The organism is Mucilaginibacter sp. P5_A6 (assembly GCF_056400585.1).
On sequence record NZ_JBFUKZ010000019.1, the window covers coordinates 47,674 to 67,936 of the forward strand.

The 20,263-nt window shown below is 41.2% G+C and carries 19 protein-coding genes and 1 riboswitch; of the genes, 8 read left to right on the forward strand and 11 right to left on the reverse strand.

Annotated features, from left to right (window positions below; translation table 11 throughout):
* Positions 1-84: 84 nt before the first annotated feature.
* From AC1DO4_RS18915 to AC1DO4_RS18940, 6 genes are all read right to left on the reverse strand, one after another.
* Entirely contained in the window at positions 85-564 is a 480-nt protein-coding gene (locus AC1DO4_RS18915) for a hypothetical protein (protein WP_477418632.1), read from the reverse strand.
* 227 nt (positions 565-791) lie between these two features.
* On the reverse strand, positions 792-1,601 hold the full coding sequence (locus AC1DO4_RS18920) for an SDR family oxidoreductase (protein WP_477418634.1): 810 nt from the start codon (positions 1,599-1,601) through the stop codon (positions 792-794).
* Positions 1,602-1,810: 209 nt separating this feature from the next.
* Entirely contained in the window at positions 1,811-2,560 is a 750-nt protein-coding gene (locus AC1DO4_RS18925) for a menaquinone biosynthetic enzyme MqnA/MqnD family protein (protein ID WP_477418636.1), read from the reverse strand.
* Between the two features lie 11 nt (positions 2,561-2,571).
* Positions 2,572-3,192: a histidine phosphatase family protein gene (locus AC1DO4_RS18930; RefSeq protein ID WP_477418638.1), complete on the reverse strand. Its 621-nt coding sequence runs from the start codon at positions 3,190-3,192 to the stop codon at positions 2,572-2,574.
* A 110-nt stretch (positions 3,193-3,302) separates the two neighbouring features.
* On the reverse strand, positions 3,303-4,499 hold the full coding sequence (gene mqnE / locus AC1DO4_RS18935; RefSeq protein WP_477418640.1) for an aminofutalosine synthase MqnE: 1,197 nt from the start codon (positions 4,497-4,499) through the stop codon (positions 3,303-3,305).
* Positions 4,500-4,658: 159 nt separating this feature from the next.
* Positions 4,659-5,180, reverse strand: coding sequence for a hypothetical protein (locus AC1DO4_RS18940; RefSeq protein WP_477418642.1), 522 nt, complete (start codon positions 5,178-5,180; stop codon positions 4,659-4,661).
* Between the two features lie 91 nt (positions 5,181-5,271).
* Between AC1DO4_RS18940 and AC1DO4_RS18945 the strand changes: the two genes are divergently transcribed.
* The 4 genes from AC1DO4_RS18945 (at position 5,272) to AC1DO4_RS18960 (ending at position 10,599) form a co-directional block, all read left to right on the forward strand.
* Positions 5,272-6,390 (forward strand): trans-sulfuration enzyme family protein, encoded by a 1,119-nt coding sequence (locus tag AC1DO4_RS18945; RefSeq protein ID WP_477418645.1) that lies wholly within the window; start codon positions 5,272-5,274, stop codon positions 6,388-6,390.
* 180 nt (positions 6,391-6,570) lie between these two features.
* A riboswitch (SAM riboswitch) is annotated at positions 6,571-6,681 on the forward strand.
* 243 nt (positions 6,682-6,924) lie between these two features.
* Positions 6,925-8,244 (forward strand): O-acetylhomoserine aminocarboxypropyltransferase/cysteine synthase family protein, encoded by a 1,320-nt coding sequence (locus tag AC1DO4_RS18950; protein ID WP_477418647.1) that lies wholly within the window; start codon positions 6,925-6,927, stop codon positions 8,242-8,244.
* Between the two features lie 88 nt (positions 8,245-8,332).
* Positions 8,333-9,388 carry a homoserine O-acetyltransferase family protein gene (locus AC1DO4_RS18955; protein WP_477418649.1) on the forward strand — a complete coding sequence of 352 codons (1,056 nt, stop codon included), beginning with the start codon at positions 8,333-8,335 and terminating at the stop codon, positions 9,386-9,388.
* Entirely contained in the window at positions 9,388-10,599 is a 1,212-nt protein-coding gene (locus AC1DO4_RS18960) for a homoserine dehydrogenase (RefSeq protein WP_477418651.1), read from the forward strand. The genes AC1DO4_RS18955 and AC1DO4_RS18960 overlap by 1 nt, the downstream gene beginning before the upstream one ends.
* 100 nt (positions 10,600-10,699) lie before the next feature.
* Here AC1DO4_RS18960 and AC1DO4_RS18965 read toward each other — a convergent pair whose 3' ends face one another.
* Positions 10,700-11,185: a hypothetical protein gene (locus tag AC1DO4_RS18965; protein WP_477418653.1), complete on the reverse strand. Its 486-nt coding sequence runs from the start codon at positions 11,183-11,185 to the stop codon at positions 10,700-10,702.
* 119 nt (positions 11,186-11,304) lie between these two features.
* Positions 11,305-11,994 (reverse strand): 2,3-diphosphoglycerate-dependent phosphoglycerate mutase, encoded by a 690-nt coding sequence (gpmA, locus tag AC1DO4_RS18970; protein ID WP_477418655.1) that lies wholly within the window; start codon positions 11,992-11,994, stop codon positions 11,305-11,307.
* A 106-nt stretch (positions 11,995-12,100) separates the two neighbouring features.
* On the opposite strand from gpmA, the gene AC1DO4_RS18975 reads away from it, so the two are divergent.
* Entirely contained in the window at positions 12,101-12,697 is a 597-nt protein-coding gene (locus AC1DO4_RS18975) for an acetate uptake transporter (protein WP_477418657.1), read from the forward strand.
* Between the two features lie 23 nt (positions 12,698-12,720).
* A complete protein-coding gene (locus AC1DO4_RS18980) occupies positions 12,721-13,104 on the forward strand; it encodes an SRPBCC domain-containing protein (protein WP_477418659.1) in 384 nt (127 codons plus the stop codon).
* A 114-nt stretch (positions 13,105-13,218) separates the two neighbouring features.
* Here the strand turns inward: AC1DO4_RS18980 and AC1DO4_RS18985 are convergent, their stop codons facing one another.
* The 3 genes from AC1DO4_RS18985 to AC1DO4_RS18995 all read right to left on the reverse strand — a co-directional run bounded on the left by AC1DO4_RS18985 (position 13,219) and on the right by AC1DO4_RS18995 (position 14,600).
* Complete coding sequence (locus tag AC1DO4_RS18985; protein ID WP_477405928.1) at positions 13,219-13,653, reverse strand: OsmC family protein; 435 nt, start codon at positions 13,651-13,653, stop codon at positions 13,219-13,221.
* 94 nt (positions 13,654-13,747) lie between these two features.
* Complete coding sequence (locus AC1DO4_RS18990) at positions 13,748-14,164, reverse strand: DUF3052 family protein (RefSeq protein WP_477418661.1); 417 nt, start codon at positions 14,162-14,164, stop codon at positions 13,748-13,750.
* A gap of 1 nt (position 14,165) precedes the next feature.
* A complete protein-coding gene (locus tag AC1DO4_RS18995) occupies positions 14,166-14,600 on the reverse strand; it encodes a DinB family protein (RefSeq protein ID WP_477418663.1) in 435 nt (144 codons plus the stop codon).
* 86 nt (positions 14,601-14,686) lie between these two features.
* Between AC1DO4_RS18995 and AC1DO4_RS19000 the strand changes: the two genes are divergently transcribed.
* Both AC1DO4_RS19000 and AC1DO4_RS19005 read left to right on the forward strand, forming a co-directional pair.
* Complete coding sequence (locus AC1DO4_RS19000; protein ID WP_477418665.1) at positions 14,687-15,925, forward strand: nucleoside recognition domain-containing protein; 1,239 nt, start codon at positions 14,687-14,689, stop codon at positions 15,923-15,925.
* A 206-nt stretch (positions 15,926-16,131) separates the two neighbouring features.
* On the forward strand, positions 16,132-20,262 hold the full coding sequence (locus AC1DO4_RS19005; protein ID WP_477418667.1) for a PKD domain-containing protein: 4,131 nt from the start codon (positions 16,132-16,134) through the stop codon (positions 20,260-20,262).
* Position 20,263: the final 1 nt, after the last annotated feature.

The following is a 20,263-nucleotide window of genomic DNA, read 5'->3' on the forward strand; positions in this document are numbered from 1 at the left end:
AAAGGGAAGAATTACAATATTTGTAAAACAAAAAAGCCGTCCAGATATTTCTGAACGGCTAATATTAAAGCGATTTCCGGGTGATTATTTCACTTGTTGAAAAAATTCAAGGTTAGCTTGTTGAGTTATTCTTACAAGTACCTCGTGAGCATCATTTTTCAAATCAACGAAGTATGAAGTAGCTTCGATGTTAGGGTTTACATCAGTATTAGCCTGGTAAACAATAACTTCGCCAATTTGGTAACCAGCATAGTCTTTGTTGATTTGTTTCATTGTTTTAGCAGGGATAGCTTTAGAGTCAACACGTTGTGTAACACCAAGGTACTCGCCGCTAAGGTTATAAAACGCGGTTTTTCTAACGCCATCAACAGTGAAAGTTGCTTTCTGGCAGTTTTTTGTTACTGTCCAGTTTACATCTTTTGCATCAGCAAAATCAACTGTGAAACCATGTAAGGCTACGTAAGAAACGTTTGTGCCTCCATCTACTCTTTTACCACCATCGGCAGCAAATACATTAACACTTAATAAAGCGGCAATTGCGGTTGTTAAAAATATCTTTTTCATGTATGTTTAAATTTTAAATCCATAACAAAAGTATAGGAATGTTATCAACTTGGCAAATAAAATTTAACTTTTATGAATATTTGATAATAACAGTCAATTTGACGTATAAAATTTAGATTTTCGCAAATCACTTAGTGTATATTTTACAATATCTTAAACAAAAAAGCATACGAAAAATCGGTTTAGCAAATCAAAAACAGATTTATTTACCTGCTGTTACCATCAAATTAACCATTATCTGCAAATCCGGGATATAAAGTCATGCCGCCATCCATAAAAATGGTTGCTCCAGTAATGTAATCGGCCTCATCCGATGCCAGCCAGGCGGCCAGTTTACCAATATCATCTGGTTTACCTATCCTGTTATAAGGTATCAGGGTAAGTAGTTTATCTAAAGCTTCGGGCGTTTCCCAGGCAGATTTATTGATGGGGGTTTGAATGGCGCCCGGCCCTATACCAACAACCCTTATTTTATGAGGAGCCAGTTCCTGCGCTATACTTTTCATGAACATGCTGATGCCTCCCTTGCTTGCCGCATAATTAACGTGCCCGGCCCAGGGAATTACTTCATGCACACTGCTCATACAAATGATCTTTCCGGCTGCCCTGCTCCTGTCTTCAACTACTCCCCTGCGGATGAACTCCTTAGCAGCCTCGCGCGAGCATAAAAACTGCCCGGTTAAGTTAATGCTGATCACTTTATTCCAGTCGTCTAAAGTCATATCCACAAATTTGGAATCCTTTTGCAACCCGGCATTATTTACCAGGATATCAATAGTGCCATAATGCTCAAACATTTGCGCAAACATGGCTTTTACTTCTTCTTCATGGCTTACATCAGCCCGAACAGCAAAGGCTTCACCGCCGGCAGCTTTTATTTGGCTTACTACTTCTTCGGCAGCATCATGATTATGGGCGTAATTGATTAACACTTTGGCGCCGGCAGCAGCCAAAGCTATGGCAACACCCTTACCTATTCCGCTATCGGAACCGGTTATTAACGCCGCCTGGTTTTTTAATGATGGAGTATGGTTCATTTAACAACAGATTTAATTGTTCAATATAACCAATGAAATTTGCAGAATAATGTTTTAAGACGATTAAGGGATTAAGAAGGATTTATTCTTGCAATTAAATTTCTGAACCGGAATTTGTCGAATTCATCAAATTAATAGAATTTTAACTTCAAAGGCAAATTCGGTAAATTCCTAAATTTGACAAATTCCGGTTCAGACAAAAATCCTGCCTAATCCTGCAATTGCGTTATCAGATCCAGGAACATAAACAATGCCTTCTTCTTATCCTCGGTTAATTCAAAATCTATCTTCACCATCAGGTAATCCATAATATCAAAATCATCGCGCATGGCGATTTCTTTGAATAGTTCATGACGATGGTCGAGGCCGTATTTGAGGGCGGCGTTAAACTCATCCATAAATTCCTGCGGGATGGGTTTGTTGGCTATCCAGCCGGCAAACATAAATGGAAGGCCGGTAAACTTTTGCCACTCTTCGGCAAGATCATATGCGTATTTATACTTTTCTTTTTTACCAAAGGTACGGTCGCCTATTTGAACAAAAGCAGTATTGGCTTCGGTTGATAAACCATAGCAGGGTGTGTCATTAACCAACTCCGGGTTAATCTTCCAAAAGTTTTTGAGCAGCACAAGGGCCAGATTATTTGATGATCGCGATTCAGGATCAAGCTGCAGATATTTGATATCCTCAACAGCACAATTACTAAAAATAAAAACCGAGTTTACGGCGCCTACAGCACCGATGCAATAGTTGGATACGATTTCCCATTGCGGCAGGTTTAAGGTAGCTGCCACAGGGATGAGGCCGATATCCACTACATCATCTATGAGTTTTTGGGCACAGACTGAGGGCATGTCCAGACTTAGTTCTATTTTATCTATGAATCCTGTTTGTTGTAAACCGTATATAAAGGGCTTGGTATTGGTATAGCTAACTGCTGATATTCTGATCTTTTTCACAAGAAACGCTTTCAGGAATGTTTTAAATGTTCGGCATTATTAAAATCGATGATCGCGAACGTGCTGCCATCATAAGCAACTTTGTACAGCACCAGGTTTTGGTGAGGGAAGCAATCCATTTCGGTTAATGGCTTGCCGGTTAAAATACAAAGCAATAAACGCATGGCACGACCATGCATGCAAATCAGTACCGTTTTTTCTTCAGGGTGACTCATAATAAGCTGCATAGCTTCCCGCTGGCGTACCGCTACCTCATTGGGGCTTTCACCGCCTTCAAACTTACTGTCTAAACGGCCATCCATCCAGTCGCGCATGATCTGTAAAAATACCGACCGGTTTTCGATAGTGCTTGGCTGCCCTTCATGGATACCCCAGGCCAGCTCATCTAAACCGGATAGCTTTTCGTACGGGATACCAAGGTCGATAAAGGATTGAACGCTTTGCTGGGTACGCTTTAACGCTGATACATAGATTTTATCAAAAGCAACATCTTTATAAGCCTCGTAAAACTGACGGGCTTGTTTGCGCCCCTCATCATTCAAATCGGTGTTCATACCACGGCCCTGTACAATTCCTTGCCGGTTAAGCTCTGTTTGGCCGTGACGTACTATATATAAAGTTTTTTCTATCATTCTTTTTTTAAGCTAAAAGCTTAAGGCCTAAAGCAAAAAGCCCTTTTCTAATCAATTGAAGCTTTTTGCCTTCTGCTTTCTGCTTTGGGCCTTCGGCTTTCAGCTTTTACCTAATTAATTACCGGCAGTTTGTAGTATTGTGGCTTGGGCTGAGTTTCCGGGAATTCAAAATCCTTGTAATCGGTAACTACATTATAAAGCGTGTCGCGCTCTATGGGGTGCCTGCCTACATTTTTTATCAGCTCCACCAATTGTTTGGTGCTCATGCCGGGGTGCTGCTCTTCGGCGCCTGCCATGGAGTAAATCTTTGTAGTATCATCAAGGGTGCCATCAATATCATCGACACCAAAATTAAGAGAAAGCTGCGCAGTAGTGCGGCTGATCATTGCCCAGTAAGCTTTAATATGATCAAAATTATCCAGGTAGATGCGGGCTATGGCATAATTTCGCAAATCCTCAATTACGCTCGATTCGGGCACGTGCGACATCTGGTTATCCTGGTTGCGGAATTTTAAAGGGATAAACGTTTGGAAACCACCTGTTTTATCCTGTAGTTGCCGTAACTGTTCCATATGGTCAACACGGTGATGGAATTTCTCGATATGACCATACAGCATAGTAGCATTTGAGCGCCCTCCCAGTTTATGCCATTCTTCATGGATAGCCAGCCACTGGTCGCCGGTACATTTATCTTTCGAAATCAGTTCACGAACTTCCGGGTGAAAGATCTCGGCGCCGCCGCCCGGTATCGAACCTAAGCCTGCCTCATACATCAGGCGCATGCCCGTTGCGTAGTCTATTTTAGCTTTCTTAAATATATAATGGTATTCAACAGGTGTCAGCGCTTTAATGTGCAGCCCGGGACGATGATCCCTGATTCTGTTAAAAAGTTCCTGGTAAAAAGGCACATCGTATTGCGGCAATACACCGCCTACAATATGAACTTCGGTTACCGGTTCATCATCGTATTTGGTAACCATGTTAAACATCTCGTCCATGGTATACTCCCAGCCCTCTGACTTTTGTTTCAGCAGGCGCGAGTATGAACAAAATTTACAATCGTAAACACAAAGATTGGTAGGCTCTATATGGAAATTACGATTGAAATAAGTTTTATCGCCATGGCGTTTTTCGCGGATGTAGTTGGCCAAAACGCCCAGGTAACCCAGGTCGCCCTGTTCATATAATGTAACACCTTCATCAAAGGTTATCCGTTCGCTGCGTTGTACTTTCCCGGCAATGTGCTTTAAATCAGCAGGCAGATCCGGATTTTGTAATAATAACTGTAAATTATTTTCAGCCTCCATTAAAAAAACTTTGTACAAATGTACTAAAAAAGCAGAAAGCTCAAGGCGGAAAGCTTAAAGCGCAAGTCATTCTTGACAATCAGATTATGAGCGGAAAGAAGCCTAAGACAGATAGCCATATTTCAAAAAGCTTTATGCCTTGAGCTTTTGGCTTTTAGCTTACAAGGCTGTTATCGTTGTAATGGTAACTCCGTTAAAGCAATCGTCCTGGCAGCCATGAGGCACATAACCACAGTTTGATATTAAACCATTGTTTTTTGCTTCAAATATAATGTCGTTGCTTTTTGCATCAACTTTAAGCCATTCGGTGCGCGCTTTTAAGTATACGCCATCAATGGTAAGGGCGATGCCGGCATCATTAGGATGTGTATTTATAGTAGCGGCATCTTCATGCCAGGTTTTAACTGTGTCGGTTTTGTTAGTACCATCATTGCGTGATTGTATCCGGATGTAATTGCGCGATACAACTTTGCCATTACTAACGCCTGTTTTGATGCTAACACCAAAACCTGTCCACGAGCCAAAACTTGTGGTGTACGAATAGGAATTTTTTGCACTGCTTTTAAAGCTTAACCACGCTTTATAACTGGTATCATATTCGCTTTGTTTGGCAATGTTTTCTTTTTGGCAGCCTGAGGCCGTTAGTACAATGATAATGGTAAGCAGGTACAGGTTTTTCATAGGTGTTTTTTAATAATTACGTGATATTTACGCCTGTCGCTACAGTAAATCACAAATAATCTTATTTACTTTGATTTATACCATATACAAAATGAAAACTGAAACTATAGCCATACACGCGGGTAACCATATTGATGGATCATCAAGAGCTGTGATACAGCCTATTGTTATGTCTACCACGTTTGAGCGTGGTATGGATGGCGACTTTCCGGGAGGGCATATCTATAGCCGGTCATCAAACCCCAACCGCTCGTTACTGGAGAATGTGATAGCCCAATTAGAAGGTGGTGTTGATGCTGCTTCATTTTCATCAGGCAATGCCGCTGGCATGGCCGTATTTCAATCACTTAAACCGGGTACCCATATTATTTGTCCCGATGATATGTATCACGGCCTGCGCAACCAGCTTAAAAACCTGTTTGCCGGTATATTAACTTTCGATTTTATTGATGTTAACGATAGTGAAGTATTATTGCAGCACATTAAGCCCGAAACCGGTGTAATCTGGATAGAAACACCGTCAAATCCGCTGCTCAAAATTACTGATGTTAAAAAGGTGGCAGCTATCGCGAAAGCAAAAAACCTCAAAGTTGTTGTTGACAATACATTCGCAACACCGATATGCCAGCAGCCATTAGCCTTAGGTGCCGATATGGTAATGCATTCGGCAACAAAATACTTTGGCGGGCATAGCGACCTGATGGGCGGAGCGTTAATTACCGCCGAAAAAAGCGATTGGTGGGCAAAAATACGCCAGGTGCAGGAAATGGGTGGTGCTATCCCCTCTCCAACCGACTGCTTTTGGCTGGTGCGCAGCATTAAAACCCTGCCATACCGTGTTAAAGCACATGTAAACAATGCGCAGTTATTAGCTGAATTTCTAGAGTATCACCCCAAAGTAGAAAAGGTTTTATATCCCGGTTTAACATCGCATCCGCAGCATGAAATTGCTAAAGACCAAATGCTTGCCTTTGGTGGAATGCTATCCTTTATAGTTAAGGGCGATGAAAACGATACCCACAACATCATCAACAAGCTAAAAATATTTACCAGGGCAACCAGCCTTGGCGGTGTGGAAAGTTTGATAGAGCACCGTGCAACCATGGAAGGCCCCGATACTAAAACACCGTTTAACTTATTACGGGTATCGGTTGGGCTGGAACATATTGATGATTTAGTGGCCGATTTGGAGCAGGCTTTGAATGGATAAAGGATGAAAAGACGGAGGAGCAAGGACAGAAATGCCATGTGTTCTTGCTCCTTTGCCCAGCAGTCTTTAATCTAAATAAAAATTTAATTTGGTATTTAAATAAATATCCGCTTATCTTTGGAACATTATTTGGTAGCGATACCACTATAGTCGATCAATTCTCCGCATAGTTCGGGTATTGATTTATAAAGAAGCGGCGAGAGATCAGGCTCAATGACCCGCTGGCAACCCTTCAATTTTGAAGAAGGTGCCAATTCCTGTCCCGGCAAATAACACCGGGGAATATAAATTTATAACCATGAAAAGTTTAATTAAAATTACTACAGGCAACATTTTTAATACCCAAAACGGTAACATACAACCTATTAGCTTAAATAGCGGTATTTGTATGTGTTGCTGCTGTTGATGCTTTAATGCGTTTCTTTTTCAATCCCTGAAAATATACGTGTTGTAAAACTGGTAAACAATTTATCAGCTTGCTAAAATCCATTCAAACATCAAAAATTTAATTATAACCTTCAAAAACTTAAAACTATGTCTGCCTTAAAATTCGAAACCTTACAACTACACGCTGGCCAGGAAGTTGACCCAACTACAGGTGCGCGCGCCGTACCGCTTTACCAAACTACATCTTACGTATTTAAAAGCGCCGAGCATGGTGCAAACCTGTTCGCCTTAAAGGAGTTTGGCAACATTTATACCCGATTAATGAACCCCACTACCGATGTGTTTGAAAAACGTATAGCGGCTTTAGAGGGTGGTATTGCAGGATTAGCTACGGCATCGGGCCAGGCAGCACAATTCATTGCATTAAATAATATATTACAGGTTGGCGACAACTTTGTTACCTCGCCATTTTTATATGGCGGTACTTATAACCAGTTTAAGGTAGCCTTTAAGCGCTTAGGCATCGAGGCGCGTTTTGCCAAAGATGATACTGCCGAAAGTATTGAAGCCCTCATCGATGGTAAAACCAAAGCCATCTTCCTGGAAACCATAGGTAACCCCGGCTTTACCATTGCCGATTTTGATAAGGTAGGCGCTCTCGCTAAAAAGCACGATCTGCCTTTAATAGTTGATAATACTTTTGGAGCAGGCGGGTATCTGTTTCGCCCGTTGGAGCATGGCGCAAGTGTGGTGGTACAATCAACCACCAAATGGATAGGTGGTCATGGAACCAGCATTGGCGGTGCAATAGTTGATGGCGGTACTTATAACTGGGCCAATGGCAAGTTTCCGCAGTTTACAGAGCCGTCTGAAGGTTACCACGGTTTGGTATTTGCCGATGTATTTGGCATTGGCGGCCCGTTTGGTAACATTCAGTTTATAATACGTGCCCGTGTGGAAGGCCTTAGAGATTTTGGCCCTTCGCAATCACCATTTAATTCATGGTTGAATATCCAGGGATTAGAAACCCTTTCATTGCGTGTACAGCGCCATGTAGATAACACACTGGAGCTTGCCAAATGGCTCGACCAGCATCCCCAGGTAGCAACAGTTAACTATCCGGGACTGGAATCATCGCCCTACCATGAACTGGCTAAAAAATACCTTAAAAATGGTTTTGGAGCGGTGTTATCCTTTGAGATAGACGGTGATAAAGAAGATGCCGGTAAACTAATTGATAATCTTAAACTGGTAAGTCATTTAGCTAATGTTGGCGACGCAAAAACATTGATCATTCAGCCATCGGCAACTACGCATCAGCAGCTTTCTGATGAGGAACAGTTATCGGCAGGTGTAAGGCCTAATTCGTTACGCGTTGCTGTGGGTATTGAGCATATTGATGATATTAAAGCAGATTTTGAACAGGCATTTGCCAAAATAAAAAGGGCATCGGCCCAATTAGTATAGTATAGTTTTTTTTAAGTGATATAGTAAAGTTGTTATGGGCTGCGGCTGACAATAAAATCAGCTGCACCCGCGATAACAAGACAAAAGAATGAACACAGAAATATTTAAGTACACTCAACCATTCGGCCTTGAATCCGGTGAGGAATTACATGAACTGGAGATAGGCTTTCATACTTATGGCAGGCTTAACAAAGCAAAAGATAATGTGGTATGGGTATGCCATGCCCTAACCGCTAATTCGGATGTTTATGATTGGTGGAAAGGTTTTGTAGGCACAGGTAATAAATTTAATGCCGAAGAGCATTTTATAGTATGCGCCAATATCCTGGGTTCGCCTTATGGCACAACCAACCCTTTAAGTATTAACCCGGCAAACGGGCAGCCTTATTTACAGGCTTTTCCGCAGTTTACTATCAGGGATATTATAAAAGCACATCAGCTTTTGGCAGATCATTTGGGGATAGGTAATATCCATATCCTTATTGGTGGCTCATTAGGCGGCCAGCAAGCTATTGAATGGGGAATTATTGAGCCCGAGCGGATTAAAAATTTGATACTGATAGCAACCAATGCCCGCCATTCTCCGTGGGGAGTAGCATTTAACGAATCACAGCGTTTGGCATTAAGTGCCGATCCTACTTTTCATAATAACACTGTTGATGGTGGCCTCAATGGTTTGAAAGCCGCGCGCAGCATTGCCCTGCTCTCCTACCGTACTTATAAAACATATGGCATAACTCAACAGGAAGAAACGGATGCCAAAACAGATGATTTTAAGGCCTCTACCTACCAGGCTTATCAGGGCCAAAAGTTAGTAAACCGCTTTAATGCGTATAGCTACTGGTATTTAACCAAAGTTATGGATTCGCATAATGTGGGCCGTGGCCGTAATGGTGTTGAAAAGGCGCTAAGCCTTATCAAAGCGCGTACACTGGTTATCGGCATAAAATCAGATGTGTTATTTCCCATTGAGGAGCAGGAATACCTGTTCAGGCATATTCCTAAATCGGCCTTTGCCGAACTGGATTCGTTTTATGGCCACGATGGATTTTTAATTGAAACAGAAGCATTGACAAATATTATCACATCGTTTTTTAAAACCGATGTAAAAGGAAAAATTATAGAATTGCAACGTACAGCGTAATGAGTAAAAAGTTAAGTATTGGATTATTTGGATTTGGAGTAGTTGGGCAGGGATTATATGATATCATCAAAACTAAAAATTTAAACATCGAAATAGTAAAATTCGCTATAAAAGACCCGCATAAAAAGCGCACATTACCGGCAGAATTTTTTACCACTGATAAAAATGAATTGCTCGACAACCCGGAGATAAACACCATTGTTGAGCTGATAAACGATACCGAAGCCGCTTTCGAAATTGTTTCAAGAGCCTTAAGCAGCGGAAAAAATGTAGTATCGGCAAGTAAAAAAATGATCGCGCTGCATTTGGAAGAATTAATAGAGCTTCAACATAAATATGGAACTTCCCTCCTATATGAAGGCGCGGTTTGCGGTAGCATCCCCATCATTCGCAACCTGGAGGAGTATTATGACAACGAATTGCTGCACTCTATAAGCGGTATTTTTAACGGATCATCAAACTACATACTTTCAAAAGGATTTATTGAAGGTTTGGATTATGACAGCGCCCTGAAACAAGCGCAGGACCTTGGCTTCGCCGAAACCGATCCAACAAGTGATGTTGGTGGTTTTGATGCCAAATACAAGCTGGTTATTGCCGCCGCGCATGCTTACGGAGTTGTTATTCCACCACACAAGGTTTTCAATTTAGGGATTCAAAACCTGGCAGCGCAGGACCTGCAATATGCCCGCGAAAAAAACCTGAAGATTAAATTAGTTCCTGTAGCTAAGGAACTGGATGAGCGAAACGTAGCCCTGTTTGTATTACCAAAATTTGTAAATGAAACCGAGTTTTTATACAATGTAGAATATGAATACAACGGTGTAACGGTACAGGCCGCCTTTGCCGACCAGCAATTCTTTTTTGGTAAGGGAGCAGGCGGCCACCCTACCGGCTCGGCGGTATTGTCTGATATAGCAGCATTGCGTTATAGCTATCAGTATGAGTATAAAAAAGCCAAGGAAAAAACAGATCTACAATTCACTAATAATATAGAATTGGACATTTATTTAAGGTATGATGACGAGAGTTTAGTTGATGCATTGCAATTTATACATATTCAGGAACGCTATTATTCAGGTAGTTATAAGTTTGTTATTGGAAAAGTGAATTTGCAAAACCTGGTAGATAATCAAATCCGTATATCCGACAGCAAGGCATTTGTTGCCTTTGCCGGTCAGCTAACGGGTGTTAGCTTAGCAGCGGTATAAACAAACAGTCGAAGTTCTATGCAAATTTTCGTTGTTGTTTAAACAATAAAAAGGCTCCGCACCGGAGTCTTTTTTATTTCTATTTTTTCTTTTAGTATCCCTATTTAGCAAAAAAAACGGCAATACGTTTTCCATAAGCCACAGTCATAATACCAATAAATATTTTTGTTACCGATGATATTACCGAGTTTTGATCGCTAACGCTTGCTAAAGTGTATAAACGGTAAAGCAAATCGGGTAAGGTATTTACAATAAGCAACCCACCTATGATGATCAGGGCTATTTCATAGATCACTTTTCTATCGGCAAACAGTTTTACATTTTCTTTGCTGTCGGCTGTATTGGTTACCAAACGGGTAATAAACCGGGTGCCAATAATTAGGAAAAGAGATAGTGCCAGCATCAGCACAAAGTTTGCAATGTTCAGCCAAAACAAATTCATCTGCTCGCCGGCATGATCGGATGATGAAACAGCGCCAAAACTTTTTAAAAATGTAAAAAAGCCGGGCACTTTAGATAAGTTGGACACCAAAAGGTAAATACCCAGGATTTTTATGGTTATTTCATAAATATCAGCCTTCTTCATTTTTTAATTTATGATATGGTTTATAATGGCAACGAATATAAACAAATACGGCACATATTGAATAGATGATTGCGGAAGAAGCGTAKTCCTTGGGTTTCATTAAAGGAGACAGCGTAATCTCAATCCAAATAATAATGCCTTATCTGTTTTAATTCATGATCGAGCTCATAAACCCAGGGCGTAGCTGTAGGAATTTCCAGTTGGGTTACTTCTTCATCGCTAAGGCAATCAATATATTTTATTAGCGAGCGCAGGCTGTTGCCATGGGCAACCACAATTACCCTTTGGTTATGCCGCAAGGCTTTTATAATAGTTTCATTCCAAAAGGGTAAAACCCTGTCCATTGTTTCGCTTAGATTTTCGGTTAATGGTAATTCACGTTCTGTCAAATGTTTATAACGTAGGTCGTGCCCCGGATATCGCGGATCGTCCTTGGTTATAGCCGGTGGATGTTCATTGGGATCTCGCCTCCATTGTAGCACCTGTTCGGCTCCGTATTTGGCAACGGCTTCATCTTTATTCATGCCTTGCAGGGCGCCATAAAAGCGCTCATTCAGTCGCCATGATTTTTCAACCGGGATCCATAAATGATCAAGCTCCTCCAATACAAAATGCATGGTTTTTATTGATCGCTTTAGGTATGATGTAAAACCGGCGTCAAAATTGTAGCCGTTCTTTTTTAGGATCTGCCCTGCTTTATGGGCTTGCAGGTAACCGTTTTCGGATAAGTCTACATCTTCCCAGCCGGTAAAGCGGTTTTCAAGGTTCCAGGTGCTTTCACCGTGGCGTATCAATACTATTTTTTGCATAGGTATTTACTTAACGCAAATGTAAGCCGCGAGTTGTAAAAAAAATTGTAAAATATTCATAATTCACTTAGCTTGCGTTATAAACCAAACTAATGCTAAACCAATTATGATTCCAACTACACCCGTTCCTGTACCTGTAAAGGATGGTATTGCCAACCCCGCCCCGCTTGGGCTTTGCGCCTTTGGTATGACCACCGTTTTATTAAACATTCATAACGCCGGCTTTTTTGAAATGAACAGTATGATACTGGCCATGGGTATATTTTACGGTGGCCTGGCGCAAGTTATAGCTGGTGTTATTGAAGCTAAAAAGAACAACACCTTTGGGCTAACTGCATTTACATCCTACGGCTTTTTCTGGCTGTCGTTAGTCGGGCTTATTGTTATGCCCAAATTAGGCTGGGCTACAGCTGCTTCAGAAGGTGCCATGTGCGCTTACTTAAGTGTATGGGGTGTTTTTACATTACTGTTGTTTTTTGGCACACTAAAATTAAACAGGGCACTCCAGTTTGTATTTGGATCATTAACTATACTATTTTTTTTATTAGTAGCCGGCGATGCCACCGGAAATGCGACAATTAAACATTTGGCTGGTTATGAAGGCATTATTTGCGGTGCATCTGCCATATATACCGGCATTGCCAATGTGCTTAATGAAGTTTACGGGCGTGTTGTATTACCTATTGGCCCTGTAAAGGTTTAAAATAATGTTGCTAAATTGCGCAGGTGAAAGATTTTAAAAAATACTATAGCATACCGGCAACGCCCGACGAAATTTATATAGCCCTTACCAACCCTATTACCATTGAATTATGGACCGGCGAGGTTGCAGAAATGAGTACCGAACCAGGTTCAGAATTTTCTATGTGGGATGGCAGCATAACCGGTAAAAACCTGGAGTTTGAACCCGGCAAAAAAATTGTGCAGCAATGGTATTTTGAAGGTAAATCTGATGACTCGATAGTAACCATTAAACTGCACCCCGATAAACAGGGTACGTCTGCCGAGTTAAGGCATACAAACATCCCCGATGAGGATTTTGATGATATAACCGAAGGCTGGACCTACAGTTATTTTGGCGGGTTGATTGATTTTTTTGAAGGAGAATAAGGCCTCATCCAAACCCTTTCAAAGGAAAGGGCTTTAAAACACCAAAAGCCACTCAGATCGAGTGGCTTTTGGTGTTTAAGGCATTTATTGACCAGCCTTGATTTGCATGATATTTTAAATTGTAACCGCCGGGTGTACAAACACCTTCGATTTAATATCGGCACCTGCTTTACCAAGCGTTGCCGCTACCGAACAGTATTTATTGAGTGATAATTCAGCAGCACGGGCTGCTTTGTCTTCATCAATATCGCCATATAAATGAAATTCAATATCAATATCCTGCCAAAGTGAGGGTTCTTTACCTGCTTCACGCTCGCCGTTTACTACCATTTTATAATCCTTTACATCCTGTCGTTGTTTTTTAAGTATGCTGATAACGTCAATTGCTGAGCAACCGGCTAGCCCCATTAAAAGCATTTGCATTGGGCGTATACCAAAATCCTGGCCACCGCTTTCGGGGCTGCTATCCATTTTTACAGTATGACCATTGGCATCTACAGCCTCAAAGCCGAAATCGCCATGTACACGTTTAAGTTCTATTGTAGACATAGTGTTATAGTTTATAATAATGCTAAGTTAGATATTAAATTTAGTGTTGCTAATTTAGTGCATCATTATTTACGCTGACATTACCAAAAAAGTTTCATTTAAACTGCATCCTGTCTTTAACCGGTATAACCAATTTTAAACCCGACCATATTTCGTCAACGGCGCAAACTTTTATATCCACGAGCCCAATTTTGATAGCAAAATTCCTGATGACATCTTCGGTAATGTCGGTAACAACTTTTGACGCCTTCTTTGGCCAGGATACCCATATCATGCCATCGGGGTTCATTTGGTTCATTAATTGGGGAAGCATAGTCAAAAATTCATCCTGTTGTTTGGTGAAAAAATGGATCACATCTTTTTTTACTGCCGCTTCATCTACAAAATAAACATCAGTCGGCAAATCCGTAAACAATTGCAGGTAATAATCGGGTGCGTTAAGCAACATTACTTTTGCCGCTGTTTTTATGCCCAGTTTTTTTGYCAACGGAGTACCTGAGTAGCCTGCCATGTTAATTAATTTGTTTGAGGTGGTGCAATAAATGCTCAACGTAATCATTTGCCAGCCACTCGACAGTTTGGAGGTTAGGCTCCTGTTTACTATTATCGCAACGGGCAGTTAACCTTTCTGCAGGATAGTTTTCCCAAACCCTTATTATTTGCCGGTTAAGTAAGGTCCACAAATTAAGCAGATCATTAATATCAGCTTTTTGGTAATGCTGCGCTGCAACCCATTCCACCTGCTCATAAGTAAGTCTGAAATTCTCTTCGTAAGTGCAACGAACAAAACGCTGCAGGTTTATTTGCGCGCTATCAATAAGGTGGCCGATGATCTCCTTTTTTGACCATTTATTGGGCGTGGGTTTGTTTTCCCAATCAAGCTGTTCTGTTTTTATCTGTAGGAAATTATTGATGGCATTGTTTAAAATTGCTGAGGTGGTGGTCATGGTTATGTTTTCAAAATAAGTATTTAAAGATTGTTATTTCATATTAAATTACAAAACCATTAACTTCAAAGCCTTAAACATAGCTAATGGCCCTTAATTATATCTGGATAGCATTTTTCCTTATCGCTTTTGTTGTTGCGCTCGTTAAACTCATTTTTTTGGGCGATGTTGAAGCATTTAAATTATTGGTTGATGGTATTTTCAGTTCCTCAAAATCATCAGTGATGGATATTGCCCTGCCGCTGGTTGGTGCAATGGCTTTTTGGCTGGGTATTTTAAATGTTGGCGAAAAGGCCGGTGCAATTAATTTTCTTTCGCGCATTGTAGGTCCGTTTTTTAGCCGTTTATTTCCCGAAGTTCCTGAGAAACACCCTGCGGTAGGGCAAATGCTGATGAATTTTTCGGCCAACCTGCTGGGGCTCGATAATGCGGCTACCCCTCTTGGATTAAAAGCAATGGGAAGCTTGCAGGAGTTAAACAAAGATAAAGATGTCGCATCTAATGCCCAGATCATGTTCCTGGTGCTGCACACTTCGGGTCTACAGATGTTGCCTGTTACCATAATAGCCCAACGGGCAATTCTGAATGCTAAAGACCCTGCCGATATATTTTTGCCCTGTGTTATAGCAACCTATGTGGCAACGGTAGCTGGCTTATTGGTAGTAGCCGTAAAGCAAAAAATAAACCTGTTTGATAGGGTAATTATAACCTGGCTTGGTGGGGTAACTGCGTTTATAACCCTGGTAGTATGGTATTTTACTACTCACCTATCTAAAGAGGAGATTAGTACTGTATCAAAAGTGGTGAGCAATTTTCTCCTGTTTGCTATTCCTGTCATTTTTATTATGGGTGGATTGATCAAAAAGATCAATGTATTTGATGTTTTTGTTGAAGGTGCCAAAAGCGGATTTGAAACTTCGGTAAAAATTATCCCTTACCTGGTTGCCATGCTGGTAGGCATCAGCGTATTCCGCAGCTGTGGCGCTTTGGATTATATCAATGAAGGCTTACGCTGGGTTTGTACCAAAGCAAGTTTAGATACACGTTTTGTAGACGCCATGCCTGTGGCCTACATGAAACCCCTCAGCGGATCGGGCTCAAAAGCCATGATGATAGATGTAATGAAAACCTTCGGTCCAGATAGTTTTGCCGGACGTTTGGGAAGCATATTCAATGGCTCGGCCGATACTACCTTTTATATTGTTGCGCTATATTTTGGCACAGTAGGTATCAAAAAATCCAGGTATGCTATCCCTGCCGGTTTAATTGCTGATGCGGCGGGAATTGTAACTGCCATCTTCCTGGCTTATTTGTTTTTTGGATAGTTTGTGTCCCGGTTATCTCCAAGGAGTGTCTTATTGCCCGATAATTAATTTTACTAGCATATGTGGACAACTATTTTCCATTTTTACATCTGATACCCAAATAGAAATTCAATTCTTGTAAAAAAAACAATAAATTTTTGTTGATATTTGCTACATTGCTTCGGTTTATTAAACTTTAAGCAATTAAACACCGTAAAAAGGACCGGATGGATAAAATATTTACTAAAAATTTATTTTTTTTAGCCTTATTTAATATAATTTCGTTTAACTCTTTCGCACAAACTATCACTATCGGTAATGTCGATGCTGGTCCATATGCTCCCGGATCAACCATAAGTGTACCTATTCAGGCAAGTGGTAACTGTATTGACGCAAGCAATACTTTTAATCTCTACCTTTCCAGCGCAGGCGGCAGTTTTGCATCGCAGAAACTAATAGGCAAATCAACGGGTAACTATGCAACATTTGTCAACGGAACCATCCCGGCGGGTACGGTGGCCGGTTCAGGTTATTTAGTTAGGGTTGTTGCAACAAGCCCTGCCGTTACAAGTTCTGCTTCTACAGCTATTTCTATAATTGCGGGCACTGGTGTTACAGCAGCTTTAAATTCTCAATCTATTGATGCTAATTTTCCGGAGGTATTTGGATCATGCTCCGGCGCCAATTCTTCACCTTACAATTTTATAAATACATCAACCGCCGGTGCTTCTGTTACAGCAAGCTTTTATAATGAGCTTTCGCAAACAACAGAAGGTGCTGCTAACCAGGATTTTACCAATAACGGTAGCTTTACGGCTAAAGCATCAAACTATACCATTAGTGTTAAAGCCGTAAAGGGCGGAACGATAGGTACTTATACGTATGCTTTAATTAATAATATAGTTAATAATAGTTTTGGTGTTGAAGGAAGTACTACAGCTTGTTTGGGTAGTGGGGCTACCAATATAACGTATGATATTGATCCTAACGTTATAAAGAATAACTATCCTGGTTTACTATACAACGTTGCATGGGGCGATGGCACACCATCAATTTCCTATACTTATTGCCAGTTAATTGCGGCTGGAGGAAAGGTTTCGCATGAGTATACTAAAGCCTCATGCGGAAATGTGGTGAAAGGGCAAAATAACTCATTTGAGGTAAAACTTCAGTTAATCAGCCCGTTTTGCGGTAATGTTGGAACGCCGGTTGCCAGTTATGCTAAAGTGATAAGTCCGCCCATTAACATTCCGCTTATACCTATTGCAGGTTGTTTAAACACGTCTATGCAATTTCTCAACAATTCTTTTCCTGGCGACGACCCCAACAGTACATCAGCAAGCTGTACAAATACAAAGGCGCGTTATACGTGGCTTGTTGATGGCGTAACTAAAGCCGTGAATTATAAATTATCGGATCCCTTTTTGTATACCTTCACTACAACGGGCACACATAAAGTAACCCTTCAGTTACAAAGCAATACCGGCTCATGTGCAGTTGCCGATGTTACGCAGGATATTTGTATCCAGGAACCGCCTGTGCCTAAATTTTCGGTGCCGGTTAACTCGGGTTGTATTCCGTTTATGCTTACCCCGGTTAATACTTCCAAAATTGATTCAAACTGTAATACTACCAACAAATATGTTTGGACGGTTTCAGGTCCGGCTCCGGTGAGTTATGCTAACGGAACAAATGCAAGTAGTAAGGCGCCGCAGTTTTTATTTAACAAAGCAGGTGTTTACCAGGTAAAGCTGGCTATTTCAACCATAAGCTGCGGACTGATCCAGGACCCCGATATTCAAACTATTGTGGTTAATGACGTGCCGGTAGCCAAGTTATCAAAGGATACTATATTTTGTGGAACCAATACCACCCTTAAGTTTGATAATAAAACCAATAGCGCCACCCAAACTACTTTATCGGGTTCATCTCAAAGTACCCCGGCCACCTATAAGTGGAAGGTTACCGGCGGTAATTATACCTTTATTAATAGTACGGCCGATACTTCGAAATATCCGGTAATTAATTTTACCGATTATGCAAAATATACCGTTACAGTAACAAACACAAACAATTGTGGTTCGCCTGCCACGGATAGTCAGCAAATAGAATTTATACAGGCGCCAACGGTTACAGCCGGTATCTATCCCGCTGTGTGTGCTGGTTCGCCTATCAGTTTAAACGGCACGTCTAATAATACGCAGATTAAAATGCAATGGGCAGGCGGAACCGGTACCTTCACTAATAAAAATTCAGCTCAGACAGTTTATACCCCATCTGCCCAGGAGATAAAAGCCGGCAAGGTAATCCTGGTTTTTGAGGGTATAACCAAGTTAGCAGCACCTTGCGATACTATAAAAGACCCAACTACCATTATTATAAACAGTCCTGATTCTATAACAAGTAAGCCAATAAAAACCACCTGTTCCGGTGTGGCGCTCAATTATACCATTACTGCTGTTAAACCGGCTACAACCTTTACGTGGGTTGTGGATGCGACAAAGACAAGTCCGGGTGCATCTGGTTATACAACAAATGGCAGCGGCAGTTTAATTAATGATATCCTGACAAACAGTGATGTTAATGCCAATGCAACAGTTACGTATAATATTACATCAACCAATTCGGGTTGTGCAGGTGCTGTATTTGTTCTTACTGTAACCATCCCCCCTGCTATTTCTACCCCATCGTTCACTAAAGATAAAAGTACGGCCTGCGGTGACCTGGATGTTAAGTTTACCAATACGTCAAAACCTGCAAACGCTACTTTTTTATGGAATTTTGGTGATGGCTCAACGGATACAGGCACTAACCCCACGCATACTTTTTTAGCCAAAACAGATGGCAGAGATACGGTTTACCATATCAGCCTAAGTATAATAAGTGATTGTAATGTTGCTCTCCCCTACCTGGATTCGGTAAAGATCAGTCCGGCAAAGCCCAATGCCAGGTTAATTCCCGATAGAGTTGAGGGCTGCTCACCTTTTGTAGTGACAGGTAAAAATACATCACCCGGAAAAAATTTACAATACACATACTACCTGTATGATGGTTCACTTGAATTAGAATCAAAGGTATACACAGATAAAAGTGACTTTAAATTTGATACTCCGCTGAACACAACGCGTACCAAACAGTACACCATATTTATGGTTGCCCAGGATTATTGCGGCAATACCGATACAACCCTAAAACGCACCATTACTGTTTCGGCCCCAACAATTATCCCCGATATGTTTTTCCTGGATAACAAAAACAGTGGCTGTGCCCCTTTAAATGTAACTTTTGTAAATAATTCATCAGGCGGCGATACCTTTTATTATACCATTTATGATGATAAAGGAGCTGTAGTTACCAACACTACTGCCGGTACCAACAATTTACCCTATGTATTTACCACACCCGGATTATTTTATGTAACCATTACAGCATCAAGTAAATGTACCTCAGGTGTCGAATCCTCTAAATCAACCAACAGGGTTATGGTTTATGATATTCCAAAAGCAGACTTTACAGCATCTGTTACAACGGGTTGTAAAAATGCTACTGTTACATTCACCAACAATACATACGCCGATCCTAATACACAACCCGTAGCATTATCTTATACCTGGGATTATGGTGATGGTTCTACTGCCACAGGCTTTACTCCCCCGCCTCATACTTATAGCTATAATAAATCTCCTTTTACGGTTAAGCTTGTTGCTACCAATCCTTTAACCGGCTGCGTAGATAGTTTAATAAGAGCAAATTATATAAACGTTACCGCCCCTCCGGGAACGCAATTCGCCGCTAAGCCCGATACCATAACCAGCATACCAAATTATCAGTTCCAGTTTGTTGATTTAACCACTGGTGCGCCGGTTCACTGGTTGTGGGATTTTGGAGACGGTTCTACAAGCAGTCAAACCAACCCAACACATACTTATGCTGATACCGGTAAATACAAGGTACAATTGATAACCAGCACAGCAGATTTTTGCGATAGCGGTATGGTTCATTATGTGCGTATAACCGGCATACCCGGCGAACTGTATTTACCAAATGCCTTTATGCCAACCAGCGGCACTACAGAGTTGAGGAAATTTAGCGGAAAAGGATCGGGGATTAAACAATGGCACCTGCAAGTGTTTAACGGCTTCGGGCAGCTGCTATGGGAAACCAGTAAATTAACCGATCCTAAAGGAACCCCGGTTGATGGCGATGGTTGGGATGGCACTTTTAAAGGTATGCCGGTACAACAGGGGGTTTATATATGGCAGGCCTCGGCAACATTTATAAATGGCAGCGAATGGAAAGGCATGTCATATAATAATTCACTACCCAAACGAACGGGTTCAATTCATTTAATAAGATAGT

Coding starts and splice junctions, on each gene's coding strand:
- AC1DO4_RS18915 (WP_477418632.1), bottom strand. CDS start 564: ATGAAAAAGATATTTTTAACAACCGCAATTGCCGCTTTATTAAGTGTT.
- AC1DO4_RS18920 (WP_477418634.1), bottom strand. CDS start 1,601: ATGAACCATACTCCATCATTAAAAAACCAGGCGGCGTTAATAACCGGT.
- AC1DO4_RS18930 (WP_477418638.1), bottom strand. CDS start 3,192: ATGATAGAAAAAACTTTATATATAGTACGTCACGGCCAAACAGAGCTT.
- mqnE (WP_477418640.1), bottom strand. CDS start 4,499: ATGGAGGCTGAAAATAATTTACAGTTATTATTACAAAATCCGGATCTG.
- AC1DO4_RS18940 (WP_477418642.1), bottom strand. CDS start 5,180: ATGAAAAACCTGTACCTGCTTACCATTATCATTGTACTAACGGCCTCA.
- AC1DO4_RS18945 (WP_477418645.1), top strand. CDS start 5,272: ATGAAAACTGAAACTATAGCCATACACGCGGGTAACCATATTGATGGA.
- AC1DO4_RS18950 (WP_477418647.1), top strand. CDS start 6,925: ATGTCTGCCTTAAAATTCGAAACCTTACAACTACACGCTGGCCAGGAA.
- AC1DO4_RS18955 (WP_477418649.1), top strand. CDS start 8,333: ATGAACACAGAAATATTTAAGTACACTCAACCATTCGGCCTTGAATCC.
- AC1DO4_RS18960 (WP_477418651.1), top strand. CDS start 9,388: ATGAGTAAAAAGTTAAGTATTGGATTATTTGGATTTGGAGTAGTTGGG.
- AC1DO4_RS18965 (WP_477418653.1), bottom strand. CDS start 11,185: ATGAAGAAGGCTGATATTTATGAAATAACCATAAAAATCCTGGGTATT.
- gpmA (WP_477418655.1), bottom strand. CDS start 11,994: ATGCAAAAAATAGTATTGATACGCCACGGTGAAAGCACCTGGAACCTT.
- AC1DO4_RS18975 (WP_477418657.1), top strand. CDS start 12,101: ATGATTCCAACTACACCCGTTCCTGTACCTGTAAAGGATGGTATTGCC.
- AC1DO4_RS18985 (WP_477405928.1), bottom strand. CDS start 13,653: ATGTCTACAATAGAACTTAAACGTGTACATGGCGATTTCGGCTTTGAG.
- AC1DO4_RS18995 (WP_477418663.1), bottom strand. CDS start 14,600: ATGACCACCACCTCAGCAATTTTAAACAATGCCATCAATAATTTCCTA.
- AC1DO4_RS19000 (WP_477418665.1), top strand. CDS start 14,687: ATGGCCCTTAATTATATCTGGATAGCATTTTTCCTTATCGCTTTTGTT.
- AC1DO4_RS19005 (WP_477418667.1), top strand. CDS start 16,132: ATGGATAAAATATTTACTAAAAATTTATTTTTTTTAGCCTTATTTAAT.